This window comes from uncultured Roseobacter sp. (assembly GCF_947499265.1).
Taxonomy (GTDB): Bacteria; Pseudomonadota; Alphaproteobacteria; order Rhodobacterales; family Rhodobacteraceae; genus Roseobacter.
In genome coordinates this window covers 455,873-481,856 of sequence record NZ_CANMNK010000005.1, presented here as the reverse complement: position 1 = coordinate 481,856, position 25,984 = coordinate 455,873, and the positions used below count along the sequence as shown (strand labels likewise).

Sequence of the window (25,984 nt, the reverse complement as noted above, 5' to 3'; positions counted from 1 at the left end):
GCGAAAGCGCCGCCATACGCCGCGCGACCTACGAGGAATCCGAAGGCTGGTACGCGGGCATCACCGCAGATATGTTCAGCTGATTTGGCGGCACCGGGACTGCGGTAAATCAAGGCCCGGGCCTGCGCTTTATGCGAGAATGTCGAAACAACCTGGGAGGTCATGTGATGAAACATATCCTTATTGCCGGGGCTTTTGCCCTAACCGCTGGCCAGGCCGGGGCGGCAGATCAGGCGGTTACCTATCCCTTTGATGGCAGTTTCGAAGACGCGACCTTTGCCGTCGAAAGCGCCATTGTTGGGCGCGGTCTGGTGATTGACTACGTCAGCCACACCGGCGAAATGCTGAGCCGGACAGCGGCGGATGTCGGGTCAGAGGTTGAGCTTTTCAAAGAGGCGGACATCTTCCTGTTTTGCTCGGCGCAACTGTCGCGCCGGGTGATGGAAGCCGACCCGATGAACATTGCCCATTGCCCTTATGGCATCTTCGTGGCGGATCAAGCGGGCGCGGTGATGATCGGCTATCGCCAATACCCCGAGGGCGAAATGCAGCAGGTGCAGGCGCTGCTCGATGAGATCGTGCAGGAGGCCATGGAGTAAAGGCTGCCAGCCTGTCCGATGTTTGCAGCAGCTTGACCCAGGTCAAAGCCCTCCGTGCGATTGATCTTTAGACCCGCGCACAGCGGAAAGGCAGTCTCATGCTGGAAAACCTGATGGACCAATTCGGGGAGGGCGCAGTCTTGATGATGGCTGGCGCGCTGGTCGGCCTGGTTTTCGGCATCGCGGCGCAACACGCACGGTTTTGCCTGCGGGCCGCCACCGTGGAAGTATCGGAGGGTCACTTTGGCGAGCGTCTGTCCATCTGGCTCCTCGCGTTTTGCGCCGCCGTCTTTTGTGTACAGGCCGCCATTGCAGCAGGTTTTCTCGATGTCTCGGAGGCACGCCAATTGGCGGCCACTGGTAGCATGTCAGGCGCTGTGATTGGCGGGCTGATGTTCGGTGCGGGTATGATCCTCGCACGCGGCTGCGCCAGTCGATTGCTGGTGCTCTCGGCGACCGGCAATCTGCGCGCGATCGTGACGGGGTTGGTTCTGACGCTGGTGGCCCAGGCATCGCTACGCGGCGTCTTGGCCCCCATGCGTGAGGATCTGGCACAACTTTGGCTGATCGAAGGCGGCGCAGCGCGCAGCCTATTGGCACATCTTGGCCTGACGTCGCGAGCAGCGAGTGGTATCGCAGCGCTTGGTCTGTTGGGGGCACTAGCATTTTCCGCAGGATGCCGGACCGGGCCTTCGCGGATGGTCGCCGCCATCTGCGTTGGCGGAGCCGTCGCGTTGGGCTGGATCTTGACCTTCGCCATTGCCCAAACATCGTTTGAGGTGGTCGCGATCTCATCGATCACATTTACCGGACCGTCCACCGACACGCTGATGGGTCTTGTGAACAGCACCCAGATGCCATTGGGCTTCGGCGTTGGGCTGGTTCCGGGCGTGTTTGCTGGTGCAGGGCTGATGGCGCTGGCCGCGGGAGAAGCGAAAATCGAACGTTTCGGCCCCGAAACCCCAATGGAGCGCTATCTGATCGGGGCTTGCCTGATGGGTTTTGGCAGCATGCTGGCGGGCGGTTGCGCCGTTGGGGCGGGGATGTCCGGTGGCGCCATCTTTGCCGTCACCGCTTGGGTGGCGGTCTTTTGCATGTGGGTGGGGGCGGTGATCACGCATCGGTTGACGCAAAACCTGCGGGTGCCAACACCGGCCTGAGCGGCCTACTCGAACTCCATCTGCTCGAAAACACGGCCTGCGTTCTTGGTGGCCAGTTCCTCGAAGGTATCGAGATGCGCGTAGGGCGATTGGTCGACGTAGTAGGCTTCTGCCAGCCCACCTCCCGCCTCCAGATGTGCGCCCACTTTTTCACGCAGATATTCCAGATAGCCTTTCGTGTAGCGCCGCACCTGATCCATATTTGTCGGGTGCCCGTGGCCGGGAATGACATAGGTCGCGCCAAGCGCTTCGAATTCACTGTCCCAGGTTTCCAGCCAATCCGCCGTGTAGGTGTGCTCGAATATGGGCAGCATACGTTCGTGAAAGGCCATGTCGCCAGCGATCACCAGGCTCTGATTTGGCAGCAAGATGACGATATCGCCGGGCGAATGTGCCGGGCCAAGATAGCGCGCTTCGATCCGGAAGGGGCCCATCTCAACGATGTAGTCATCCTCGAACGTTTCAGTCGGACCCTGCAGCGTGGTGCCCGCCGCCTGGTCGCGGTTATACCGTTTCATGCCCTCCAGAGTGCTGCGCCCATATTCCGCCACCTCCTCGGCGGCATCGATATGGGCAATGATGGGCACGTTCTGTTCGGCCCAATAACTATTGCCTAAAACCGCATGGCCCTGACCGTTTTCGTTGAAGACCAGTTTGACGGGTTGATCGGTCAGCGTCTTGATTTCATCGTGCAGTGCTTTTGCCAGCCCGTATGCCGCGCCGCCGTTGACCACGACAACGCCCTCGCCTGTGACAATGAAGCTGAGGTTATTGTTGTGCCCGGCGTTTTCATAGGTCGGCGGGGCGGTGGCCCCGATGGCGGAAAAAACCCCCGGGATCACCTCGACCGGTTTGTTGTAAAGCAGCGAGCCGGGATACTTATCTGCGATATCTTCACTGGCGCTCGCTGTCGTGGCGAGCAGCGCAATCAGGGTCCATCGCATCATGTATCCTCCGTCACAAATCGATAGGCACCGCCATCGCGTGCGACCCGGCCCAGACCGCCGCCGGGCAGATGAAACCCCAACAGGGCGATCTCATCTGTTGCCAGCTGGTCGAGCAAGCGCATCCGGGTTTGCGCACCCAAGTCGCGGTCCTGATCTGCGCCTGTTGGCCAGTCGGGGCGGGCAAAGGCCACATGCGCGTTGCCAATCGCGTCCCCGCCAACCAGCAGCGCCTCTGATCCCTCCCGTATCTCGAAGGACATATGGCCCGGCGTATGACCAGGGGTGCCATGCGCCATCACGCCCGGCAAAATCTCCTCTGCATCCTGGAAAAACGTGATCTGATCCCGGATCGCTTCAAGCCTGCGAGCGGCGCCTACAGCAAAGGACGCACGCGCATCGCCGATGGTATTTACCGTATCGGGATCGGTCCAATAGTCCCATTCAGCCTGACCAATCATCGATTGCGCGTCGGGAAATACCGGATCGTCGAAATCATCGAGAATTCCCCAAAGGTGGTCGGGATGTGCATGGGTGAAAATCACATGGGTGATGTCATCGGGTGTGACGCCAACCGCTTCAAGCGTATCGAGCATCCGTCCGGCGCTTGGCATGAAACCAGCGCCGGAGCCTGCGTCGAACAGAACGGTTTTATCCGCCTGACGCAGGAGGGTCAGGTTGCAGGGTGGCTCAACCTGATCGGTGGAGATGCCATGTTTGGTGAGGATGACGTCGAGATCTGCCTTTGGCAATCCATCGAAAAAGAACCCGCCCGGCAGGACAAGATGACCATCGCTGATGCTCATGACCTCGAATGTTCCCAAACGGAGTGTTGTCTGAGCCATCGCGCGCAAGGATGGTCCGCAAAGGGCAAGACCACCCAGGCCTGAAACAACCTGTCGCCTGTCCAGTTTCATTACAGCCTCCCTCCCTAAAAACAAATTCTATTTAATGAATATGATACCATTGCCGAAGCAATGACAAGCCTCCCTGTCCCGAGATGGCTTTGCGACGGGAGGTGGAAAACCGATGTCTGGAGCCCGGTCAATACTCTTGAGATGACCGATGCGTCTGCGAAGCTCTTGCGGGGTCAGCGACCTGGGTTTGAAACCGGTGTTTTCGCGAAAAGGACCCGCAAACTAAGACTAATCGCTTAACTACGGGGCCCATAAAAACCTTGCATTGAAGCGTCAAGTCGACTTCAATTGTCTTACATTTAAAAACGCGACCTATCAAACCGCGATTTTGCGCGACTTCGATATCCCGAAGTCCAGAAAACCAAGAGGTAAAACCGAAGGCACAGCACTTAAACAACGGACAACGACCGGGAGGAAAATTCGTGAATTTAAGACCAGATCCAACATTCCACGCCACACCGCAGCTTGCCATGCAAGCGCCCACGGAAAACTACGCATTCACGGTGATGCTCAGTCCGGACGGGTCGCAATCCGATGGCATTGCCGTGGTCGATGTGAACCCAAAGTCAGACACCTATGGTCAGATCGTGCATCAGGTTATCGCGCCCTATCAGGGCGACGAATTCCACCATTTTGGCTGGAATGCCTGCTCTTCCGCGCTGTCGCCGCTGACCGGTCATGCGTTTCTGGAACGGCGGTATCTGATCGTGCCGGGCATCCGGTCGTCGCGGATCTATGTGATCGATGTCAAAGAACCGCTTGAGGCAAAAATTCACAAGATCATCGAGCCCGAAGAAGTCTTTGCCAAGACCGGGTATTCGCGGCCCCACACGATCCACTGCGGGCCCGAAGGGATCTATGTCTCGACCCTCGGGGGCGGGGGCGAGGATGGGACGGACGGTCCGCCCGGCATCTTCATCATGGATTGCGAGACCTTCGAGATCATCGGCCGCTACGAGATGGACCGGGGCAAGCAGGACAAACACTACGATTTCTGGTGGAACCTGCCGCAGGACTACATGGTCTCCTCCGAATGGGGACTGCCGCCGCAGTTCGAAAACGGGGTGGTGCCAGAGGATCTGCTGAGCAACAAATACGGCCATTCAATCCATTTCTGGGACCTGCGCGCGCGCAAGAATATCCAGACGATGGATTTTGGCGAGAACCACCAGATGGCGCTGGAAATCCGACCCGCGCATGATCCGGCGAAATCCTACGGGTTCTGTGGCGTGGTGGTCGACACGACCAACCTGCAGGGGGCGATCTTCACTTGGTGGCGCGATGACGATGGCGTCTGGCAATCCAAGAAGACCATCACCATCGATCCCCGGCCAGAGGATGCCGACAACCTGCCCGAACTGCTGAAAGGATTTGGCGCGGTGCCGCCGCTGGTCACAGACATCGACCTCAGTCTGGATGACAAATACCTCTATGTCGCGTGTTGGGGGTTGGGCGAGATGCATCAGTATGATGTGACCGACCCGATGAATCCAAAGCTTGCGGGTAAGGTGGAACTGGGTGGGATCGCACGTGGCACTGCGCACCCGAATGGCAAACCCTTTGCCTATGGGCCGCAGATGGTCGAAATCAGCCGCGATGGCAAACGCGTCTACTGGACCAATTCGCTCTATTCCACATGGGACGATCAGTTCTACCCCGATGATGAAGGCGGGCAGATGGTCATGGCGCATGTCGGCGAAAACGGCGGGCTGACGCTCGACAATGACTTCTACGTGGATTTTCCAAAGGGTCTGCGGTCACACCAGATTCGGCTGGAGGGGGGCGACTGTTCTACGGACAGTTTCTGCTACCCCAACGTCTGACCCTTGGATGATCCAACCTCCGTGGCGGCCCTTTGGGGGGCCGTCATCTTCTCCGGTTTTTATCACGGTGTGAACCCTGGCATGGGGTGGCCGCTTGCGGTGTCAGCCGCGCTTTTTGAGCATCGTACCGCGGCGCTGTTGAGCGCTCTTGTTGCGCTGGCCATCGGGCATCTGCTGGCCATGACCGCGATCCTGCTGCCGTTCACCATGATGATCGCTCTGGTGCAATGGGAGGCCGAAATCCGCATCGGCGCCGGCGTTCTTGTGATCACATTGGGGGTCTACCTGCTTTGGAACAGGCGTCACCCCAGATTTCTGGCCCGTGTCAAACCCAGCAAGCTGGGGCTTTGGTCGTTTCTTGCGGCACTTGCCCATGGCGCAGGCCTGATGCTCGTCCCCATCTATCTGGGCATTTGCGCCATCGCCGATACCGATGCAGGCCACGCGGCGGCGGGCGTGCTCATGGCGTCCAATTTCAATATCGCGCTGGCGGTTGCCGCATCGCATACCCTTGCGATGACCGTGGCAGGCGGCGCGCTTGCGGCGGGCATGTATTTCTGGCTGGGGCTCAAGTTTCTGTCGAAGTCATGGTTCAACTTGGATGTGGTCTGGGCGCTGAGCTTGATCCTGGTTGGTGTGATTGCCGTCCTGAGCGCCAAATAATTCCCCGAAAGACCGCGAACGCATGACCAGTTTTTGCGCGCTCGGTCGCCTGACCGCGGCGCGCCAGATTCGGCGCTCAGCGGCATTGAAAAAAACTTTTGATCGCTGCCTCAACTCCGCTTGCCAAGCGATCCATAAATCACGGCTGTGGGCCGCCAAATTGTTGGGGCGCTAACAGTAAATCTGGTTAACAACACGTTAACACACAAGGCCCTGTGATCGTTGGGTTTTGGCAAATTGTCGCACCAATAATTTACAGTTTCAACTTTAAATTGAAAATACCGTTACAAAAAAAATCATCAAATACAGTAAGATAATGACTAGTTTACATTGGGTGCCTTAAACGTATTTACAATTCCCCGGGGCGAAATCCACCTGTCGATACGGATATTTCCCCGCCGCCATTACGCATAGGAGGCCGAAATGGACACCGTAGAAGAGCCCATCACCCGCAAATCTGAAACGTCAAATGCAGCGACGTCCGACGCTAAAACGCCGCACGTGAATGCGGCACAATATGCCTCTCTTTACGAGGCGTCGGTCGCCGATCCGGCGGCATTCTGGGCCAAGCAGGGGGAGCGCCTGGATTGGATCAAGCCCTTCACGAAAGTCAAAGATGTTGACTTCACGCTGGGCAATGTCTCGATCAAGTGGTTCGAAGATGGTGTCCTGAACGTCGCGGCCAATTGCATCGACCGCCATCTGGCCACGCGCGGCGATCAGACCGCGATCATCTGGGAGCCGGATGATCCAAAGGACGACGCCCTGCACATCACCTACAACGATCTGCATCGCAGCGTCTGCAAGATGGCCAACATCCTCGAAACTCTTGGCGTGCGCAAAGGCGACCGGGTGGTGATCTACCTGCCGATGATCCCCGAGGCCGCATACGCGATGCTGGCCTGCGCGCGGATCGGGGCGATCCACTCGATTGTCTTTGCCGGGTTCTCGTCGGACGCGCTTGGCGCTCGGATCAACGGATGCGGTGCGAAGGTTGTGATCACAGCCGACGAAGCCCCACGGGGTGGCCGCAAAACCGCGCTGAAATCAAACACTGATGCGGCCCTGCTGCACTGCAACGACAAAGTGAAATGTCTGGTGGTCAAACGCACCGGTGGGCAGACCACGTGGACCGACCGCGACTATGACTACAACGAGATGGCGCTGGAGGCAGACGATACTTGCGCACCGGTGCCGATGAGCGCCGAAGATCCGCTGTTCATCCTCTACACCTCCGGCTCCACCGGGCAACCCAAGGGCGTTGTACATACCTCTGGCGGGTATCTGACCTATGCCGCGATGACCCATGAGATCACCTTTGACTATCACGATGGCGATGTTTTCTGGTGCACGGCCGATGTGGGCTGGGTCACCGGGCACAGTTACATCGTTTACGGCCCACTGGCCAATGGGGCGACGACGATCATGTTCGAGGGGGTGCCGACATACCCGGACGCGGGGCGCTTCTGGGCGGTTTGCGAAAAGCATAAGGTGAACCAGTTCTACACCGCGCCCACAGCCATTCGGGCGCTGATGGCGGCGGGCGATGACCCCGTGAACCAATATGATCTGTCTGACTTGCGGGTGCTCGGCACCGTGGGCGAACCGATCAACCCCGAGGCGTGGAACTGGTACAACACCGTTGTCGGCAAGGGCAAATGCCCCATCGTTGACACCTGGTGGCAGACCGAAACGGGGGGGCACCTGCTGACACCGCTGCCGGGGGCGACCGAGCTGAAACCGGGCTCCGCCCAGCAGCCATTTTTCGGAATCATCCCCAAGGTGCTCGACCCGCAATCGGGTGTTGAGATCACGACAACCGAGGCCGAAGGTGTCCTGGTGCTCGCCGACAGCTGGCCCGGTCAGATGCGCACGGTCTGGGGCGATCATGAAAGGTTCGAGAAGACCTACTTCTCTGATTACAAAGGCTATTACTTCACCGGCGACGGCTGCCGCCGCGATGCGGATGGCGATTATTGGATCACCGGTCGTGTCGATGATGTAATCAACGTCTCCGGTCACCGCATGGGCACCGCTGAGGTCGAAAGCGCGCTGGTGGCCCACGCAAAAGTCGCCGAGGCCGCAGTCGTGGGCTATCCGCACGATATCAAGGGGCAAGGCATCTACGCTTATGTGACCCTGATGAACGGTGAGGGGCCATCGCCGGAGTTGCGTAAGGAGCTTGAGGTCTGGGTCCGTACGGAGATTGGCCCGATTGCCAAGCCTGATCTCATCCAATGGGCGCCGGGCCTGCCCAAGACCCGCTCGGGCAAGATCATGCGTCGCATCCTGCGCAAGATCGCCGAGGACGACTACGCGACCCTTGGCGATACATCGACGCTGGCCGATCCCAGCGTGGTGGATGACCTGATCGATAACCGCATGAACAGAAAGGACACATGATGGACGGAACACGCACACCTCACGTCGCCCCGGTCCTGATCCTGTTGGGCCCACCGGGCGCCGGCAAGGGCACGCAGGCGCGCATGCTGGAAGAAAAATTCGGCCTGGTGCAATTGTCGACGGGCGATCTGTTGCGCGCGGCAGTGGCCCGCGGAACCCCGGCGGGCAAGGAAGCTAAGGCCGTGATGGAAGCAGGCGGTCTGGTCAGTGACGAGATTGTTCTGGCCATTCTCAGTGACCGGCTGAAGGCAGCGGATTGCGCGCGGGGCGTTGTGCTGGATGGGTTCCCCCGCACGACCGGTCAGGCCGAAGCCTTGGACGACCTGCTGGCCAAGGCCGGTCAACGGATCAACGCGGCGATCTCGCTCGAAGTCGACGATGCGAAAATGGTCATCCGCATCACCGGGCGTTTCACCTGCGGGGGCTGCGGGGAGGGGTATCACGACACCTTCAAACCGACCAAAACCGACGGCGTCTGCGATGCTTGCGGGTCGCAGGACATGAAACGCCGCGCCGATGACAATGCCAGCACGGTGATGTCGCGGCTGGATGCCTATCACGAACAGACCGAGCCGCTGATCCGTTACTACGCCAGCAAAGGGGCGCTGGAACGCATCAACGCGATGGGGGAAATCGATACCATACGGCGCGAAATCGCCCGCGTGGTGGCCCCTATTACGGCCTGAAATCAAAAGCTTGCGCACCCGTTTGGGGTGCTCGGGCGCTTTGGGAACATCAAATGAGGAGGGACACTCAATGACGGATCAATCGATAAGAACAAAAGCAGCGGAGGATGGCACCGGCTACTGGTCGGCAAACATCCGCATCATCACCATCAGCCTGATCATCTGGGCATTGGTATCCTTCGGTTTCGGCATTCTGCTGCGGCCTGTGCTCGCGGGCATCGAGGTTGGTGGCACCGATCTGGGCTTCTGGTTTGCCCAGCAAGGCTCCATTCTCGTCTTCCTCGGCCTGATCTTTTTCTACGCCTGGCGGATGAACAAACTCGACCGTGAATACGGCGTAGAGGAGGACTGATCAGATGGACCAGTTTACGTTAAACCTGCTGTTTGTTGGCGCGTCTTTTGCGCTCTACATCGGCATCGCGGTGTGGGCCCGGGCGGGCTCCACATCTGAATTCTATGCTGCTGGCCGGGGTGTCCACCCCGTCACCAACGGCATGGCCACGGCGGCGGACTGGATGTCTGCGGCCTCCTTCATCTCTATGGCCGGTCTGATTGCCTTTACCGGCTACGACAATTCCTCCTTCCTGATGGGATGGACCGGTGGTTACGTGTTGCTGGCGCTGTTGCTTGCCCCTTACTTGCGTAAGTTTGGCAAGTTTACGGTGTCCGAATTTATTGGTGACCGGTTTTACTCCCCAACTGCACGCCTCGTCGCTGTTATCTGTCTTATCGTTGCGTCCACGACGTATGTGATTGGTCAGATGACAGGGGTGGGCGTGGCTTTTGGGCGGTTCCTGGAGATCTCCAACACCGCCGGTCTGCTGATCGGGGCTTGTGTGGTCTTTGCCTATGCGGTTTTCGGCGGCATGAAGGGCGTGACCTACACGCAGGTGGCGCAATATGTGGTGCTGATCATGGCCTATACGATCCCGGCCGTGTTCATCTCGTTGCAGCTGACGGGCATGCCGATCCCCGCACTGGGGCTCTTCTCCGAGACCACGGCCACCGGCGGCGAGGGCTCTGTTTACCTGCTGACCAAGCTCGACCAGATCGTGACGGACCTGGGCTTTGCGAGCTACACCGAGGCGCATAAGGACAACCTCAACATGGTGCTCTTCACGCTGTCGCTGATGATCGGCACGGCGGGTCTGCCGCACGTGATCATGCGCTTCTTCACCGTGCCGAAAGTGTCCGACGCACGCTGGTCGGCGGGCTGGGCGCTGGTGTTCATCGCGCTGCTTTACCTGACAGCTCCGGCTGTGGGTGCGATGGCGCGGCTCAACATCACCGAGCTGATGTGGCCCAATGGTACCAACGGTGAGGCGGTATCGGTCGAGACCATCGAAAGCGATGAGCGTTATGATTGGATGGCCACATGGCAGAAAACCGGTCTTCTCGACTGGGAAGACAAGAACGGCGACGGCAAGATCCAATACTACAATGACGAGTCCGACGCGATGACGGCAAAGGCCGCGGAAAACGGCTGGGAAGGCAATGAGCTGACCAACTTCAACCGCGATATCCTTGTGCTGGCCAACCCCGAGATCGCGAACTTGCCCGGTTGGGTGATTGGTCTGGTGGCGGCTGGCGGTCTTGCGGCGGCGCTCTCCACAGCGGCGGGTCTGTTGCTGGCGATCTCCTCAGCGGTATCTCACGACCTGCTGAAGGGTCAGCTGACGCCGAACATGTCGGAAAAGGCGGAACTGCTCTCCGCCCGGATCGCCATGGCCGTGGCGATCGGTGTGGCCACGATCCTCGGGCTCAATCCCCCGGGATTTGCGGCGCAAACAGTGGCGCTGGCCTTTGGTCTCGCGGCGGCGTCGATCTTCCCGGCGCTGATGATGGGCATCTTCTCCAAGCGGGTGAACAACGTGGGCGCAGTCTCGGGCATGCTGGCCGGTCTGATCTTCACGCTGGTTTACATCTTCCTGCACAAGGGGTGGCTCTTCATCGCGGGCACCAACTCCTTCCCCGATACCGTTGATGGATCGCTCTTTGGCATCCAGTCCACGGCGATCGGTGCAGTGGGTGCGCTGATCAACTTCGGGGTCGCTTACGCGGTGTCGATGTCGACCAGGGACACCCCGCAGGAGATCAAGGACCTTGTCGAAAGCGTGCGGGTGCCTGCTGGTGCCGGTGCCGCGGTCGACCACTAAGCCAAGGGGGCCAGCGGTTCAGACGCCGCTGGCCCCACCTTCGACTTTCGCAACCGCGGGGTGTTTCGGCGCCCTGACATGCAGGATTTCCTCATGACCGAGACGGCGCAGTCTTTCCTCGCTCAAATCCACCCCTATGATGCCTTGCCGGACGGGGTGCTGAGCGAGATTGCCGAGCGCGTGGAATGGGTGGCCATGGCGGCCGGTGATCCGATCTACCAGCATGGTGCGCCGCTACACGGTCTTTACATTATTTTCAGCGGTCAGGTGTCGGTGCGCGATCCGCATGGCAAGGAAGTCTCCCAGCTTCAGCGGCAGAACTCCTTTGGCGAACGGGGGCTTTTGCAGGACGGCAAGGCCGCAACCTCGGCCAGCGCCATCGAAGACAGCCAGCTGATCTGCCTGCCGCGTGATCTATTTCATAAACTCCGGGCGGAGCATGAGCCGTTCCACCGTTTCTTTGACCGCTCGCGGTCGGGTGAGGCAGCCGAAGCCCTGCGCGTGTTCGATCTGACCAGCGTCCGGGTGGAAACCCTGATGGTCCCAAACCCCTTGACCTGCCCACCGACGATGACCGTGCAGGCCGCGGCACAGTTGATGCGGGACCGCCATATCTCCTGCCTTTGTGTGGTCGAGAATGATGCGCTGATCGGCATCCTGACGATACGCGACTTGTCAGGAAAAGCGCTGGCTGATGGATTGGCTCATGACACGCCGGTCAGCGTGGTGATGACCGCAAACCCGCGTGTCTTGCCACCCTCCGCCATCGGGTCAGACGTGTTGCATATGATGATGGAATACCGTTTGGGCCACCTGCCGGTGGTCTCCGCAGACCGTTTGGTGGGCATCGTCACGCAGACCGACCTGACCCGGTTTCAAGCCTCCAATACCGCAGGGTTTGTGGCAGAGGCCGCCCGCGCAGAGACCGCCGAAGCGCTGGCCGAGGTGACCAAACGCATCCCCAACCTGCTGGTGCAACTGGTGGCCGCGGGCAATCGCCATGATGTGGTCACGCGCCTGATCACCGATATCGCCGATGTGGTCACCCGCCGCCTCCTGCATCTGGCAGAAGCGGAATTCGGTCCGCCGCCTGCACGATATGTCTGGCTCGCCTGTGGCAGCCAGGGGCGGCAGGAACAGACGGGCGTGTCCGATCAGGACAATTGCCTGATTTTGGAGGATGGTCTCGACGCCGAGGCGCTTGCCTACTTCGGACCATTCGCGCAGTTTGTCAGTGACGGGCTGGACGCCTGTGGCTACGTCTATTGCCCCGGTGACATGATGGCGACGAACCCGCGCTGGTGCCAGCCGGTGTTGGTCTGGCGCGAGTATTTTCGGTCCTGGATCAAAAGCCCGAGCAAGGAAGCGCAGATGCTGGCCTCCGTCATGTTTGACCTGCGGCCCATCGGCGGGGATGCGAGCCTGTTCGAAGGGCTGCAGATGGAGACGCTGGAGGCTTCAGCTGCCAACTCTATCTTTACCGCGCATATGGCCAGCAACGCACTGACCCACGCCACACCGCTGGGTCTGTTGAAGGGGCTGGCCACGATCCGGTCGGGGGAACGCCGCAATACCATCGATCTGAAACTCAACGGCGTGGTGCCAGTGGTTGATCTGGGGCGGATGTATGCGCTGCAGGGCAAGCTCGACGTGGTCAATACCCGCGCCCGGCTGGAGGCTGCGATGGCGGCGGATGTGGTCAGCAAGAGCGGTGGGCGCGATTTGCTCGACGCCTACGATCTGGTTGCCCAAACCCGGCTGAACCATCAGGCCAACCTGATCAAACAGGGTAGCGCACCCGATAATTTCCTGCCACCCGCCCGGCTCTCGGCTTTCGAGCGCAGCCATCTGCGGGACGCCTTTGTGGTGATCAAGACGATGCAATCAGCGTTGATGCAGGGACGGGGTGTATTGGGCTAGGATTGCGACAAGAGGGGGAGGCACATGTTTTTTGAACTGATCGGAACGATTGTTGCAGGAGCGGCTGCGGCGCTGATCGTCTGGGCCGTGAACCGGACGCTCAAGGGCCGCCTGCCGAAATGGCTGGTGCCCGCGGCGGCGGGCGCTGCAATGCTGCTGGCGACGATCTCCAGCGAATACGGCTGGTACGGGCGCACCACGGCCAATATGCCTCAGGGGTTGGTGGTCGCCCAGACGGTGGAGGAACAGGCTTTCTACCGCCCCTGGACCTACGCACGGCCCTTCGTATCACGTTTCGTGGCCGTCGATCAGGCGAGCCTGCGTACCCATCCTGAACAGCCCGCGCGGCGTATCGTTGATCTGGTGTTTTACGGCCGCTGGGCACGCACGGCGAAAGTGCCGATGCTCTTTGACTGCGCCACTGCGCAGCGGGCGGATGTGGTCGATGGCATTGAGTTTGGCACGGGCGGCGATGTGCTCAATGCAGATTGGCGCGCAGTTGCGGCGGATGATCCCGTTTTGAAAGCTGCCTGCGAGGAGGTCTGACATGTCCACGCTCAGCCTCCGCCTGCGGGTGTTTCTGTTCTTCGGTCTGATCGGCGGCGGCGGGCTGGCGGTCGTTGGCGGCGCGCTCTGGCTCGGGTTTCGCCAGCTTGGTGATCCGGAGGCGCTGTCGTCCTTCATGACCGTGGGCATCGTTTCGGCCTTCGGATTGCTTGCGCTGGCGACCTTTGTCTGGCGGCTTTTCGATGAAAACGTCTGCAAACCGATCGAACATATCGCGGCGCAATTTCGCGTGCGCGCCAACGCAGACATCAGCGGACAGATCGATGCGACAGCGGCGAAATATCTCGGCGATCTGGCCCCTGCCGCCTCGGCGATCCATGCAAAGCTTGGCGCTGCGGCACAAGATACGGCAGAGACCGTCGCCCAGAAAACCGCCCGGCTGGAACGGCACCGCGCTCAATTGTTGCGCATTCTCTCTGACATTCCCGTGGCCATGATCGTCGCCACACCTGATCACCAGATCGTACTTTATGACGGGCAAGCGGCCGATCTGATGGAGTGCGAAGCACCCGCCCGGCTGAATGCCTCGGTCTTCGATTACCTGGAAGACACCGCCATTCACGCAGCGCTGGCCCGCATGCGCGCCGACGGCACAGAACGCTGCGAGATCACCACAAAGGGGCGCTCCGGCGCGATCTACACGGGACATATCCGCCGGTTCGATGCGGAAGCCGGTTACGTTCTGATGCTGGAGCCGCTGGACCCTGATGCGGCCCGACCCCTTGTCTATGACTTTGATCTGTTTGAAAGAAACCGGCCCGATGACCCCGATGATGCCGACCTGCGGGATCTGACCTTTGCTGTTTTTGACAGTGAAACCACCGGGCTTGATCCGGCCACGGACGCGGTGGTGCAACTGGGCGCGGTCCGGGTCGTCAACGGCAAGGTCATCGCCGCAGAAACGTTCGAGACGCTGGTGGATCCGGGTCGACCGATCCCGCCGGGATCAACCAAGGTGCACCGCATCACCGACGATATGGTCGCAGGCGCCCCCCGCTTTCCCGAGGCCTGCGCGGATTTTCATGCCTTTGCACAGGGGGCCGTGATCATTGCCCATAACGCGCCTTTTGATATGGCGTTTCTGCACGGCTGCGCGGCTGAAAGTGGTGTCGACTTCGACAACCCGGTGCTGGACACGGTGCATCTATCCGCGATTGTTTTTGGCGGGTCGGCAGAGCACACGTTGGATGCCATCTGTGACCGGCTTGCGGTGGAAATCCCCGACGCGCTACGTCACACAGCCCTGGGCGATGCCATGGCCACGGCTCATGCTTTTGTGTCCATGCTGCCCATTCTTGAAGCGCGCGGCCTGCGCACATTCGGCGCGCTTCGGGCCGAAGTTCAAAAACATAGCCGTATTCTGAAGGTTCAAAGCTGACCGACCTGACATTTCGCGGCGGACCACGCCCGCTTCCGATCTATTTGGCAAGCAGGAGATCACAGGGCGGGTTACGGATCAAACCGGCGGAAAAACCGCCGAGAATGTACCGACCTGCGTTTGATCGCGTATGCGCCCCGATGGCCAGCAGGTCATAGTGTCCCTTGTCCATGACCTCATGCAGCGCATCACGCGCTCTCGCTTCGACAAAAACCGGATCGGGCAGGTCACCTGGAAGATCGGATACGGCCTTCCAGGTGGCATAATCGCGCTCGGCTTCTTTGCGAAAAGATACCTCATGGGCGTGAAAAAGGGTCAATTCGGCCTGCGGCGCAATCATTCGGATCTTGTGCAGAGCCGAGGCGCAAACCCGTGACAGATCAACGCCGCCCAAAACGCGGGCATAGGCTTCATCTGCCTTATTTGCCACAAGGAGAACCGGCAAACGGCTGGAACGGATGAGATGCTCCATCGTGGTCTCTTTGATGTGGTCTAGAAAGACCCTGCGGCGATGCAGGCCGACAATCAGTAGGTCGGCATTCAACGATCGGGTCTGCGCATTGATCTCTTCGATTGTGTCACCGACAACCACCTTGATCTCATGGTCTATCTTGCGACCGTCTGCGTCTGCTGCAACCTCGTCGGACAGCGTGCCAGCCGCTTCGCGTTGGACCTGATTTGACAGCGTTGTGGGCATGGCATCGTCGACCACGTGCAATACAGTCAGCTTGGCATTCAAGTCCGCAGCCAGGTTGACGCCGCGCCGAACCGCCTGGCGCGACCGTTCTGACAAATCGCTCGCCACGATGATGCTGTTCACTTTCCTATCCCCCTCCCGGATCCATGTGTTTTCAAACTGCTTTATATGTGGGGAGGGCTTCCACTCAGACAAGACGCCAGCGGTACGGATCGGCTTGATTTTGTTGAAAAACGCTAGGTGAGGAGCACAAAGAGAACCGGTTTCGAAATTGCCAATCGCCATGTCGGCGAACGGATAGAAACGGGCCATGACATATTTTGCATAGGCTTCTCAGCCGGTCGTCGTAAACGCCTGCAATCGAACATGAGAAGCCGCATCATAGGTTTTCGCGAACGGTTCACGTGCGCCCCTCACCTACCACCCTCATGCGGTAGGCTGGCAATGAGCACCTTTGCCAAATCGCCGCCATCATGCGCCAGAAAGATGTGCGTTTTGGGGAGCGGCGGCAATCCGTAGTCAGCGGGGGCTTCGGCCAGTTTTCCAGTGACAAGCGATTTGGGTAAAACAGCGATTGCCAGGTCTGAATTCAACGCCGCGATCTGACCCATTGAGGTATCGCTTGAATAGGCGACACGGTGGGATAACTCCTTCTTTTCCAAGGCCTGCAGGGCAGCCTCGCGCCACGCACAACCAACCTCTGCAATCGCAAGCGGCAGGGGAGAGCGCTCAATTGCGCGTCCGCCTTCGCACATCGCCCAGACCAGCGGTTCGGAAGAGAGTTCCTGAACCTTCATGGACGTGTCCCTGACCTCATTGAAGAGCGCGACATTCACCGCTCCGTTCGCAAACATGTTCTGTACTGCCTTGCTCGTTCCCAGGGATACGTCGACCACAATGCCGGGGTGGGTTTCAGCGAGCTTTTGTAAAATCCCAGGCACCTGCGACACCCCAAGATCATGTGGCGCCGCCAATCGCAGATGCCCGGTCAACGGCGAGCCGCGAAAATGCGCCATTGCCTCGTCGCTAATCCCCAGCAGCCTCCGGGCATAACCGAGCAGGACCTCGCCCTGATCCGTCAATTCGACATGGCGGGCGTCACGGGTCATCAGCCTGGCGTTGATTTGTTCTTCCAGTTTGCCAATCTGCAAGCTGATCGCCGAGGGCGACCGGTTCACACGTGCCGCGGCTCGTCGAAAGGTGCCGGTTTCGCAAATCGCCACGAAGCTGCGCAGCGCCTCCATGTTGAAGGTTCTGTTCGCAAGGGGCGGTGATTGCTTGTCAGTAATAGTTGAGGAAAAATGATTCATAAGTAGAGAAGGTATTGTTTTTCTAACCCTTCGTCAAAGCCTAGGCTCTCCCAGGAAATGGAGGGCACATGGCTAAAATCCACAACGCAACTTTGATTGGAACGCTGTGGGCGCTTACGGCGGTATTTGTCTGGTCCGGATCGCTGGTGCTGCTGCGCCTGGGCGTAACGGCGCATCTGAACGCCTATGACCTGACGGCCTTGCGGTTCGGCTCCGCCGCTCTGGTACTAATGCCGGTCATCCTCAAGACCGGGTTTGCCTTTCGACGTCTGGGCGCGGTTGGCCTTGTGCTGATGATCTGCGGATTCGGCGCGCCTTACATCGTTCTGGTGTCACAGGCATTGCAAACCGCGCCTGCGTCGGCGGCGGGTGTGTTTAATCCTGGCATCATGGCCGTCAGCTCCGCAGTTTTGGGAGTGATGCTGTTTCAAGACCGCCTGGGATGGTTGCGGGGAATTGGTATCCTTTGCATCCTTGCCGGATTGCTGGGCTCCGCATGGCATCATCCGACCGGGCTCACCATCGGGCACGCCATCCTGATCTCGACCGGGGCCATGTGGGCGGTCTACGCAGCGGTGGTGCGCCGGGCGCGGATCTTGGCGTTGCACGCAACGGCAATTGTCGCTGTGGGGTCGGCGCTTGTGTATTTACCGATCTATTTCACTTTGCTCCCGAAAAGGATAGCCGATGCGCCATTGCAGGATATCATGCTGCAAGCCGGGTTTCAGGGCGTGTTGGTCAGTGTTTTCGCAGTCTTCGCTTTCAACCGCTCTGCGGAGCTTCTGGGCCCAGTCATTGGTGCCACGCTGCCCGCGCTCATTCCACTTGTGACGTTGGGCTTGGGTCTGGCCATTCTGGAGGAACCGGCGGGCGCATCTGAGGTGATAACCGCCCTCATCATTGGCGTCGGCGTCGCGTTGATCCTCATGGGACGGGGCCACAAGCCCGTGCCGCTGCCCAAAACCATGGCGTTGAAGTGATCCATGCCATGCTATTTGGCCCAGGAGTACAATGCCTGCAGCCTGGCGGAGCATTGACCACCAGCGATCTGCCAAAAGATCACGTGTGGACGCCAGGACGCAGGTTTCGGCAGGACAAAAGCGCACGATCAGATTGCAATCGGGATGGCCCGATCTGTTAATCGCATGCCGACGATCATCATGCGCATTGCGTCTTCTGCCGCGCGCCGGAGCAGCTTTTCGCCCTTGTCGATGGCCTCATCAAGCGAGCAGGGCCGTTTGATAATCGAGGCAAAAGCATCAATGCCATTGTCCAGAGTTTCGTGCACGCCTTTGCCAATGGTGCCCGCCAACGCAATGGTCTGGATGCCCCGATCACGCGCACGCCGCGCCACTTCGCAGGGCACTTTGCCGTAGGGCGATTGCCCGTCCAAAGAGCCCTCTGCCGTGATCACCAGATCAGCATTCTCCAGCATGTCATCAAACCGAAGGTACTGCATCACGATGTCAAACCGCGGGTGCAGCGTCGCACCTGCAAAAGCGACAAGACCGGTGCCAAGCCCGCCGGATGCGCCGGAGCCGTTGGCCCGCCCCAGGCCCAGACCGGTGGTCTGACGGATGACAGCTTCGTAGCGTTCTAGCCCTGCTTCCAAAGCGTCGACCTGATCGGGGGAGGCGCCTTTTTGCGGGCCGAAGACGCGGGCAACACCTTTTGGGCCAAGCAGGACATTGTGCCAGTTTACCGCCACGTCGATGGAAACCTGCGCCAATCGCGGATCGATTTGGCGGGTGTCGATCTGTGCGATCCGTGCAAGTTCGTACCCGCCAAAGCCAATTTCCTGCCCACTCGCATCCAGCAGGCGCGCGCCGAGGGCCTGCGCCATGCCGGCACCGCCATCATTGATGCCGCTGTCGCCGCAACCGATCAGGATCCTGTCCGCACCATGATCCAGCGCGCGCAAGATCAGCTCGCCAACACCGTAGCTGGTGGTGCGGCCAGGGTCTCGCCTGTCTTTGGGCACGAGGCTGAGGCCCGCCGCTGCCGCCATTTCCAGAACCGCCGTGCGCGGGCCGTCGCCCCCCATGATGCCGAAAAAGGAAGAGACTTTTTCCCCAACCGGGCCGGTCACTGTGGCCTCATGAAGCGTGCCCTTGGTGGCGTTGATCAGGGCTTCGGTGAAACCCTCGCCACCATCGACCATCGGCGCTTCGAGCACACGGGCGGATGGCAGAGCGCTTTGAACGCCCGAGCTGATTGCGCGGGTCACATCGTTGACAGAAAGGGATTCTTTAAAGCCCGAAGGCGCCACCAGGATCGTGAAGGACATTTTTATCTCCTTGAATTTATTTCATAAAAGGAGAACGAGAGGGCACAGGAATTATTCCAGATTGTGGGAGAAACTTTGCAACGCAAGCAACGTTCTGCCCGCCTAGCGCAGGCCAAGCCTCTGGCGCAGATTTTGAGTAACCTGACCGATGTCACGCCCTACCGCGCGCAGATCAGCTTCGAGCTGCGTTATGCGACGAGACGATGCGATGGGCCGTTTGTCGATGGTTGTAACTTCCATACCGCGCTCTTCAGACACCCAGTTTGGACGCGGTACTGGCCTTGCGCTTTGCAACGGGATGGCCGCGGAAACATCACCACCCGCGTGTTGGATCGCAAACTGCTTTTGCGTTAGGGTAGGGCCGTCAATCATCGTGATTTCGATCTCTAACGAGGGCGTTAGCGACGCGGGTTTCACACCGAGTTGCCATGGCCACAGGATCAGTGCGGCAGCGCAGAGCGGCAAGGCAACTGCGGGCATCAGCGGCATCGCAAGGCGGAAAAGATCACGCTGCGCAAACGTCGGCTGGTCCATCGTCCCATAAATCGCGACTGGCTTGGCACTGGCCATCATCGTCTGGCAATATCCGGTGCCAAGCACCGCCACCATCACGATGAGCGCGGGGTCATGTCCGAATGCAGCAATCGGGAGGGCTACGGCGGGGATCAGAACGGCGGCGCGCGCACTGCGCGAGGTGATCACCAGATGGGAGAGCACCGCAATCAGCGCCATGAACCCGACCGCGACAGCAGGGTTTTTGGCAAAAGCTTCCGGCAAAAACGAAAGCATCCCGTCAGCAAGCCAACGATCTGCGCCGGTGACGATCATCGCATCCGCAATGACAATCGTTGCCGTCAGATACAGGATCAGTTCCAAATCAACGTCGCGGAAAATATCCTTGGTCTTGCGGTTGGTGAAGGGTTTGGCAAGCAGCGCCAGCGCACCGCCCAATGCGATCACAACAATCGACACATGATGCAGGCCGGTTGTCACCCACAACGCAAGCAGTGTGATCAGGATAAGGGCCAATCGTCTTTGCCGTGTATCAAGCGGCGCAGGAGGTCGGCGCAGGGCAAGCGGTGCGCGGCGCAGGTCAACTGGCACAAAGAGCCAGAGGATCAATCCGGTTGCGAGGAAGCTGGAGATCAAGGAGACCGGGAGGCCGAGCAGCATCCACTCCAGGTAACCAATAGCGGCGCCACCGGATCGGGCGATGGCGTCCACCGCAATCAGATGCGCCCCGGCCCCCAGGAGCGAACCACCCGCAGACAGTAAGATCACGGTGGGGAAAAGCAGCGCCAGGGGTCGGATCAGCCGCGTGTCCGGCAATTGCTCTTTGAGGGCCAGAAAAACGGGCAGCAAGAGCGCGGCCCGGCCCGATGTCGATGGAATGAAGAAAGCCGTAGCGGTGATCATGAAGGTCAAAACATAAGCGACCGAGGTGAAATTGCCGAAAGGCACCAATGCGCGGGCGACCAGCAGTTCCATCAATCCGCTGGTTTTCAACACGGAGGCAATGACAAAGGCCGCCACCAGCAGCCAGACCAGTTCTCGACCCAGTGATGCAAAAAGCCGTTCCTCTGGCAGGGTGCCGGTGAGCACAAGGGCGAGTGCCGCAGCAATGGCCACCAAGGAATCCGGAACACGCGTCATCGTCCAGCCAATCACCGCAAACGCGGTGATGGTCAGAGCGTTGCGACCGCCAGCATCGAGCGTCTCAGGCACCGCCCAGAAAAGCAGCGCGGCGACCATGGCCAAGGGAACCGCCAGCACCTCCGTTTCGCGCAGGGGGCAATCTCCAAACAGCTTTTGGGACAGTGCAAGGCCGGTCATCTGAATTCCTTCCGCAGTAATAGTGTTGGGGGGAATACGTGAGGCCGGGCCGGTTATTCCTGCGGTTGTCATAAAATCGTAACATTGGCGCAGATCCGCTCAGACCCGCGGCAGTATGGGAAATATCGCCCCGGACGGTCCTTTGAAAGCGTTGGGTCTTGCCTTTCTCTCCAACACATCGTCGGATGACCGCAGAGCAATAACTCCAAAATCAAGCGCTTCCCGACACGAGAAACCAACCGTTACAGGATACATCTGCCATGCACCGGAACGCCACGGCCGGGCGCCTGTCCCGCGGATTCCCTTTGACCTGATGTCGCTGTTTGGTGCGGTGATCAGAGAGTGGGTGGCGGTACGGTTTACTCCAGAAGCAGTGGTTCTGTTGGCGGCAACCCGGAACAGATCGGCGCGAATTGCACGAGCCCCGCGCCAAATACCTCGTCCGGCCCTTCGTCACCCAAATCCAAAGCGGTCTCGCGCAGGAAGGCTTTGACCTGCGCGACCGTCATGTCGGGCTGCTCGGACATCAAAACAGCAGCGGCGGCGGTGGCAAATGGCGCGGCAAAGGAAGTGCCGGTTTTGGTGCGCACCCCGCGAACTGACGCGGCCGTCCATACTTCAACCCCAGGGGCTGCCAGATCGACATGTGGTCCCCGGCCCGCGCGGCGATAAACCCGGCCCGAGGCGTCCACCGCGGTGACTGTCAGCACCGGATCATAAGCGCCCGGGAAAACCGGTGCTGCGCGCGGGCCGTCATTGCCTGCCGCCGAGACAATCATAATTTGCGCGTCGCTCATCTGCGCCACCATCTCTTCCAAAAGGACGTTGTGGGGGCCAGCGAGGCTCATGTTGATGACATCGACCTGAGCCTCTGCGAGCTGATCCATCGCCTGCACGAGGTTGAAGGCATCACTGCGTTCATCCCGACCAGCCGTATAAAAGGCGTCCACCGCAACAAGCTGGGCCTCTGGCAGCAACCCGTGTGCCCGGCCCGTGCGCGATCCGATCAGGATTGCCGCCACGGCTGTGCCATGTTGCGCGCCCGATGTCGCAAGGCCCCCGGTATCAAAGTCCAACACCGAGAGCTGGCTGCCGATGAAGGCCTCATGGTCGGGGTTGATGTCGGTGTCGATCAATCCGATGCGCGCTGTCGGCTGGCCGCAGCTTGCCACGGCAGAGGCAGGCGGTCGCCAGCTGATCAGATCAAAGGAGGTGCAGTGCAGGCCTTCGCACGGCGTGTTGAACCCCTCACTCATTCTGTAGAAATGGTTGAAGTCCGCCGCTTGCCCGGAGGGAAGCTGGCGGATTTCTTCGAGGGCTGTTTCCAGCGGTGTGCCGGAAGGTACACGCATCCGCCGCAGGGTGCTGTCAAAGAGCGTGACCTCGGTGACCTGCAGCACTTCGTATCCAAGTGCCAGCAATCCGTTCAAATCTTCCTGCGACAAATCGAGGACAACGATTTCATCTGCGGCGCGGGTTGGAAGCGGCTGCGGCGGCGGGCTTTGTGTGGTGCGCGCGGGCGGTGTTCGGCCGAAAAGCAGGTCGAGCAGATTGCCACCCGGATTGGCCCCGCCTGTTGCACCATTGCCGTTTCTACCCCGGTTCCCCGGTCCGTCATCATCGTCGTCATCACGATCGTCATCTCTGTCGTCACCATCATCGCCGTCGTCGTCATCCGCCAAAGCGACCGCGGAAAATGGTCCTTCGGATGACACAAGTGGCAGCGCCGCGATTACCAAGAGCGTCAGCGCAATATGAAACAAGTACTTCAGCATTCGGGGTCTCCATCTAAGCCGCAAGTTGCACGTTTTGGCAGCCTCATGTCGCTAGTTATTGCGCCACAGTTCCAGATTGCCATAAAGGTAACGATGCAAAGCGCGAAAAATTCCACTCATAAAAGTGAGAGAAAAGAACAACGATGTCAGACAAGTTTGCAGACGACATCATTGCGTTTCTCCCCAACCTTCGGCGTTTCGCAATCTCGCTGTGCAGATCGCCGGATACGGCTGACGATCTTGTGCAGATCACGGTTGAACGTGCTTTTGCGGCACGCGCGCAATTTGATCCGGACACGCGCCTTGAGGCGTGGTTGTTTCGCATCCTGCGCAATGCCTGGATCGACATGACGCGCCGCACCAAGACGCGCGGCACCCAGATCGACATCGACGATGCACCCGATGCCAGCACCGTTGATGGCACCAAAGTAACCGAAACCGCCCTGATGCTGCAATCCGCCAAGGCCGCGATTGAGACCCTACCGGCGGATCAACGCGACGTGATCATGCTGATCTGCGTGGAGGAGATGAGTTATAAAGAAGCGGCGGGGGTTTTGGGCACACCAATCGGCACTGTCATGAGCCGCCTTGCACGGGCACGTATCGCCATTGGCGAAAAACTGGGAATAAACCGCGACACTGCACGTTCTTCTGGCAGTCAAGGAGACAGCTGAGATGCAACAGTCTGATTTTACAGATGAAGAATTGATGGCTTATGCCGACGGTGAATTGCCGGAGGATCGTGCTTCCGCAATGGACCTGGCCTTGGCCGACAGTGTCGAACTTGCGGACCGGTTGGCCTTGTTCATTGAGACAAGGGCTGTTGCGAAAGAAGCCTGGGAGCCGGCGCTGCATGCGCCCGTGCCAGACCATCTGGTTCAGCGTGTGCGGGAGTTGGCGGCCGCGGATCAGAAAGTGCAAACCGTATCCGATGACACAGTGGTCGCCTTTCAGCCGAAACCCTCCGCACCAGCGGCGCCCCCACTTTGGAAGCTGCCACTGGCGGCGAGCTTGGCCTTGGCCGTTGGCCTGGGCGCAGGCCTGATGCTGTCACCGAACAGCAGCGGTGGCTTGGGGAGTATCGAAATCGCGGCGCTCACGGATGCGCGGATCATCGCGGCCCTCAATACGGTACCGTCTGGTGAGGACGCCTTGCTGACGGACGGTGCGCGCATTGCCCCGATTGCCACCTTCTTTGACGGTGCGCAAACGCTGTGTCGGGAATTTGAGTTTGACCGTACAGACGGCATGACAATCGTCTCCGTCGCCTGCCAACGAGGCGGGCAGTGGGATGTGCAGATGGCTGTTGCAGCTGCCGCGGCGACGGACACCGGCTACGCCCCTGCCTCCTCATTGGATACGTTGGACGCGTATCTTTCCGCCAATAATGCCGGTCCGCCGCTCGATCCAAGTGACGAAGCCGCTGCTTTGGCGGCGCTGCGCTAAGCCCTTTGCATAAAATTCTCGGCGCGCCACAGCCTCTCCTTCGGGGCCGTTTTTATTGTTTTAAAACAGTGTATTAAAAGTTCATCCTCCGTTCATTTAATTTTATCAAACCATTCATTCCGCCAACAGGATACTGACACCCCGCCTGCTTAAATTGATCCTCAGACAAACCAACCCAAGAGGATGACTGACATGACCATTCACAACTTTGATTTCGACCTGACGATGCTGCACCTGGGTACGAAATGGGCGTTCACCACCCGCCGCGTCAATCATGATGATGTCGCTGGTCTGGACGCTGCGGTCGCCCTTGGCGTTGCCGGTGATCTGGTACTCTGCGAGATTACGGAAATCAACCAACACCAGAAAATCCAGCTTTCCAGCGGACGTGCATCGACGAGCTATCTGGGGGACAAGGTGGTCCTTTGCATCGGTGACCGTTATGCTCCCGATCAGTTTGAAGGGGCTGCACGGATCACCGCCGATGGAGCGGATCTGCTGGCCGGTGGCGGCGTTGTCGGCACCATGGAGCACGCCCACGCACGGATGGCCGAACCCACGAAACTGCGCCCGATTGGCTTGCTGACTGACCGCTCCGGCGAGGTGATCAACATTGCGCGCTACGGGCTGCCAGTCGCTGAAATTCCTGACCATGTGACCGTCATCGGCGTGTTTGGCGCATCAATGAATGCGGGCAAGACCACAGCGGCGGTTAGCCTGGCACATGGTCTTTCGCGTGCTGGTTTCAGCGTCGCAGGCATCAAGGCGACCGGTACCGGCGCTTTTGGGGATTTCAACGCATTCGAGGACGCGGGCGTCAGTGCCATGGACTTCACGGATGCCGGGATGCCAACGACCTACCGGATGCCAATGGACCGGGTCGAGCAGGGCTTCGAGACTTTGGTCGGCACGGCGGCGGCAAACGGCGCGGATATCGTGGTGGTGGAGATTGCGGACGGTGTATTCCAGCAGGAGACCCAGGAAATACTCGCCGGATCAACCATACGTGACCGTTTGGATGCCATTCTGTTTGCAACGCCTGATGCGCTGGGCGCTGTTGGTGGCACCAAGGTGCTGGCAGATCACGGGCTGCGGCCATTTGCCATGTCAGGCAAGCTGACGCAGTCACCGCTGGCGATGATGGAGGCGAAGATCGCGACGGGCATCCCGCAATTGTCGCGAGAGGACCTGTGCACACCCGCGGCGGTGATGGCGGTTGCGCGGGGTATTTTGCGTAAGCCCAAGTCTCACAACGCCCAAGAACCCGTCCTGGTTGAAAAGATGACCGCCGCATGAGTACAATCTTGATATCTGTCAGGAGGGGCCGCGTGTTTCATGCGGCCCTATTTGCGCGTAGTGTAACGCCGCGTTATCGCGCTAGGTTAAGCAAAGCCGTGCACCGTTGCCGAGAGAATACCCG

23 protein-coding genes are annotated in these 25,984 nt (G+C 59.5%); 16 read left to right on the top strand and 7 right to left on the bottom strand.

Translation table 11 applies throughout. From position 1 onward, the window contains the following. The 3 genes from Q1A63_RS16435 to Q1A63_RS16425 form a co-directional block, all read left to right on the top strand. Positions 1-83: FCSD flavin-binding domain-containing protein (locus Q1A63_RS16435; protein WP_298975898.1), on the top strand; the 83-nt coding region annotated here is incomplete at its 5' end. A gap of 84 nt (positions 84-167) precedes the next feature. Next, complete coding sequence (locus tag Q1A63_RS16430) at positions 168-599, top strand: DUF302 domain-containing protein (protein ID WP_298975682.1); 432 nt, start codon at positions 168-170, stop codon at positions 597-599. Between the two features lie 98 nt (positions 600-697). Then, positions 698-1,759, top strand: a complete 1,062-nt coding sequence (locus tag Q1A63_RS16425; protein ID WP_298975685.1) for a YeeE/YedE family protein — start codon at positions 698-700, stop codon at positions 1,757-1,759. 5 nt (positions 1,760-1,764) lie between these two features. Here the strand turns inward: Q1A63_RS16425 and Q1A63_RS16420 are convergent, their stop codons facing one another. Beyond that, positions 1,765-2,703: an MBL fold metallo-hydrolase gene (locus Q1A63_RS16420; RefSeq protein WP_298975901.1), complete on the bottom strand. Its 939-nt coding sequence runs from the start codon at positions 2,701-2,703 to the stop codon at positions 1,765-1,767. Beyond that, positions 2,703-3,620 carry an MBL fold metallo-hydrolase gene (locus Q1A63_RS16415; protein WP_298975688.1) on the bottom strand — a complete coding sequence of 306 codons (918 nt, stop codon included), beginning with the start codon at positions 3,618-3,620 and terminating at the stop codon, positions 2,703-2,705. The genes Q1A63_RS16420 and Q1A63_RS16415 overlap by 1 nt, the downstream gene beginning before the upstream one ends. Positions 3,621-4,042: 422 nt before the next feature. Between Q1A63_RS16415 and Q1A63_RS16410 the strand changes: the two genes are divergently transcribed. The 9 genes from Q1A63_RS16410 (at position 4,043) to Q1A63_RS16370 (ending at position 15,216) form a co-directional block, all read left to right on the top strand. Beyond that, entirely contained in the window at positions 4,043-5,443 is a 1,401-nt protein-coding gene (locus tag Q1A63_RS16410) for a selenium-binding protein SBP56-related protein (protein ID WP_298975691.1), read from the top strand. 3 nt (positions 5,444-5,446) lie between these two features. Then, positions 5,447-6,106 (top strand): hypothetical protein, encoded by a 660-nt coding sequence (locus Q1A63_RS16405; protein ID WP_298975693.1) that lies wholly within the window; start codon positions 5,447-5,449, stop codon positions 6,104-6,106. A gap of 423 nt (positions 6,107-6,529) precedes the next feature. Further along, positions 6,530-8,509 (top strand): acetate--CoA ligase, encoded by a 1,980-nt coding sequence (acs, locus tag Q1A63_RS16400; RefSeq protein ID WP_298975696.1) that lies wholly within the window; start codon positions 6,530-6,532, stop codon positions 8,507-8,509. Beyond that, positions 8,509-9,195: an adenylate kinase gene (locus Q1A63_RS16395; RefSeq protein WP_298975903.1), complete on the top strand. Its 687-nt coding sequence runs from the start codon at positions 8,509-8,511 to the stop codon at positions 9,193-9,195. The genes acs and Q1A63_RS16395 overlap by 1 nt, the downstream gene beginning before the upstream one ends. A 70-nt stretch (positions 9,196-9,265) precedes the next feature. Further along, the gene (locus Q1A63_RS16390) at positions 9,266-9,547 is read left to right on the top strand and encodes a DUF4212 domain-containing protein (RefSeq protein ID WP_298975699.1); all 282 of its coding nucleotides are present in this window, start codon (positions 9,266-9,268) and stop codon (positions 9,545-9,547) included. 4 nt (positions 9,548-9,551) lie between these two features. Beyond that, positions 9,552-11,351: a sodium:solute symporter family protein gene (locus tag Q1A63_RS16385; protein ID WP_298975700.1), complete on the top strand. Its 1,800-nt coding sequence runs from the start codon at positions 9,552-9,554 to the stop codon at positions 11,349-11,351. Between the two features lie 93 nt (positions 11,352-11,444). Next, positions 11,445-13,271 (top strand): DUF294 nucleotidyltransferase-like domain-containing protein, encoded by a 1,827-nt coding sequence (locus Q1A63_RS16380; RefSeq protein WP_298975702.1) that lies wholly within the window; start codon positions 11,445-11,447, stop codon positions 13,269-13,271. Between the two features lie 24 nt (positions 13,272-13,295). After that, the gene (locus tag Q1A63_RS16375; RefSeq protein ID WP_298975703.1) at positions 13,296-13,817 is read left to right on the top strand and encodes a hypothetical protein; all 522 of its coding nucleotides are present in this window, start codon (positions 13,296-13,298) and stop codon (positions 13,815-13,817) included. 1 nt (position 13,818) lies between these two features. Further along, positions 13,819-15,216: a 3'-5' exonuclease gene (locus Q1A63_RS16370; protein ID WP_298975704.1), complete on the top strand. Its 1,398-nt coding sequence runs from the start codon at positions 13,819-13,821 to the stop codon at positions 15,214-15,216. 40 nt (positions 15,217-15,256) lie between these two features. On the opposite strand, the gene Q1A63_RS16365 is transcribed toward Q1A63_RS16370, so the two are convergent. Beyond that, complete coding sequence (locus Q1A63_RS16365) at positions 15,257-16,036, bottom strand: universal stress protein (protein ID WP_299632241.1); 780 nt, start codon at positions 16,034-16,036, stop codon at positions 15,257-15,259. A 290-nt stretch (positions 16,037-16,326) separates the two neighbouring features. Continuing rightward, positions 16,327-17,157: a LysR family transcriptional regulator gene (locus Q1A63_RS16360; RefSeq protein ID WP_298975709.1), complete on the bottom strand. Its 831-nt coding sequence runs from the start codon at positions 17,155-17,157 to the stop codon at positions 16,327-16,329. Positions 17,158-17,291: 134 nt separating this feature from the next. Here Q1A63_RS16360 and Q1A63_RS16355 point away from each other — a divergent pair, with 134 nt between their 5' ends. Then, entirely contained in the window at positions 17,292-18,203 is a 912-nt protein-coding gene (locus Q1A63_RS16355; RefSeq protein ID WP_298975711.1) for a DMT family transporter, read from the top strand. A gap of 128 nt (positions 18,204-18,331) precedes the next feature. Here the strand turns inward: Q1A63_RS16355 and Q1A63_RS16350 are convergent, their stop codons facing one another. The 3 genes from Q1A63_RS16350 to Q1A63_RS16340 form a co-directional block, all read right to left on the bottom strand. Continuing rightward, entirely contained in the window at positions 18,332-19,510 is a 1,179-nt protein-coding gene (locus Q1A63_RS16350; RefSeq protein WP_298975712.1) for a glycerate kinase, read from the bottom strand. A gap of 102 nt (positions 19,511-19,612) precedes the next feature. Continuing rightward, entirely contained in the window at positions 19,613-21,343 is a 1,731-nt protein-coding gene (locus Q1A63_RS16345; RefSeq protein WP_298975714.1) for an SLC13 family permease, read from the bottom strand. A gap of 359 nt (positions 21,344-21,702) precedes the next feature. Next, positions 21,703-23,118: a S8 family serine peptidase gene (locus tag Q1A63_RS16340; RefSeq protein WP_298975716.1), complete on the bottom strand. Its 1,416-nt coding sequence runs from the start codon at positions 23,116-23,118 to the stop codon at positions 21,703-21,705. A gap of 143 nt (positions 23,119-23,261) precedes the next feature. Between Q1A63_RS16340 and Q1A63_RS16335 the strand changes: the two genes are divergently transcribed. The 3 genes from Q1A63_RS16335 (at position 23,262) to Q1A63_RS16325 (ending at position 25,860) form a co-directional block, all read left to right on the top strand. Then, complete coding sequence (locus Q1A63_RS16335; protein ID WP_298975719.1) at positions 23,262-23,792, top strand: RNA polymerase sigma factor; 531 nt, start codon at positions 23,262-23,264, stop codon at positions 23,790-23,792. 1 nt (position 23,793) lies between these two features. Then, positions 23,794-24,564, top strand: a complete 771-nt coding sequence (locus Q1A63_RS16330) for a hypothetical protein (protein WP_298975721.1) — start codon at positions 23,794-23,796, stop codon at positions 24,562-24,564. Positions 24,565-24,756: 192 nt separating this feature from the next. Next, entirely contained in the window at positions 24,757-25,860 is a 1,104-nt protein-coding gene (locus tag Q1A63_RS16325) for a hypothetical protein (RefSeq protein WP_298975723.1), read from the top strand. Positions 25,861-25,984: the final 124 nt, after the last annotated feature.

Excerpts from the sequence above, each read along its gene's own strand:
- Q1A63_RS16430 (WP_298975682.1), top strand. The coding sequence starts at position 168 with ATGAAACATATCCTTATTGCCGGGGCTTTTGCCCTAACCGCTGGCCAG.
- Q1A63_RS16425 (WP_298975685.1), top strand. The coding sequence starts at position 698 with ATGCTGGAAAACCTGATGGACCAATTCGGGGAGGGCGCAGTCTTGATG.
- Q1A63_RS16420 (WP_298975901.1), bottom strand. The coding sequence starts at position 2,703 with ATGCGATGGACCCTGATTGCGCTGCTCGCCACGACAGCGAGCGCCAGT.
- Q1A63_RS16415 (WP_298975688.1), bottom strand. The coding sequence starts at position 3,620 with ATGAAACTGGACAGGCGACAGGTTGTTTCAGGCCTGGGTGGTCTTGCC.
- acs (WP_298975696.1), top strand. The coding sequence starts at position 6,530 with ATGGACACCGTAGAAGAGCCCATCACCCGCAAATCTGAAACGTCAAAT.
- Q1A63_RS16395 (WP_298975903.1), top strand. The coding sequence starts at position 8,509 with ATGGACGGAACACGCACACCTCACGTCGCCCCGGTCCTGATCCTGTTG.
- Q1A63_RS16390 (WP_298975699.1), top strand. The coding sequence starts at position 9,266 with ATGACGGATCAATCGATAAGAACAAAAGCAGCGGAGGATGGCACCGGC.
- Q1A63_RS16385 (WP_298975700.1), top strand. The coding sequence starts at position 9,552 with ATGGACCAGTTTACGTTAAACCTGCTGTTTGTTGGCGCGTCTTTTGCG.
- Q1A63_RS16380 (WP_298975702.1), top strand. The coding sequence starts at position 11,445 with ATGACCGAGACGGCGCAGTCTTTCCTCGCTCAAATCCACCCCTATGAT.
- Q1A63_RS16375 (WP_298975703.1), top strand. The coding sequence starts at position 13,296 with ATGTTTTTTGAACTGATCGGAACGATTGTTGCAGGAGCGGCTGCGGCG.
- Q1A63_RS16370 (WP_298975704.1), top strand. The coding sequence starts at position 13,819 with ATGTCCACGCTCAGCCTCCGCCTGCGGGTGTTTCTGTTCTTCGGTCTG.
- Q1A63_RS16360 (WP_298975709.1), bottom strand. The coding sequence starts at position 17,157 with ATGGAGGCGCTGCGCAGCTTCGTGGCGATTTGCGAAACCGGCACCTTT.
- Q1A63_RS16355 (WP_298975711.1), top strand. The coding sequence starts at position 17,292 with ATGGCTAAAATCCACAACGCAACTTTGATTGGAACGCTGTGGGCGCTT.
- Q1A63_RS16350 (WP_298975712.1), bottom strand. The coding sequence starts at position 19,510 with ATGTCCTTCACGATCCTGGTGGCGCCTTCGGGCTTTAAAGAATCCCTT.
- Q1A63_RS16345 (WP_298975714.1), bottom strand. The coding sequence starts at position 21,343 with ATGACCGGCCTTGCACTGTCCCAAAAGCTGTTTGGAGATTGCCCCCTG.
- Q1A63_RS16340 (WP_298975716.1), bottom strand. The coding sequence starts at position 23,118 with ATGCTGAAGTACTTGTTTCATATTGCGCTGACGCTCTTGGTAATCGCG.
- Q1A63_RS16335 (WP_298975719.1), top strand. The coding sequence starts at position 23,262 with ATGTCAGACAAGTTTGCAGACGACATCATTGCGTTTCTCCCCAACCTT.
- Q1A63_RS16330 (WP_298975721.1), top strand. The coding sequence starts at position 23,794 with ATGCAACAGTCTGATTTTACAGATGAAGAATTGATGGCTTATGCCGAC.
- Q1A63_RS16325 (WP_298975723.1), top strand. The coding sequence starts at position 24,757 with ATGACCATTCACAACTTTGATTTCGACCTGACGATGCTGCACCTGGGT.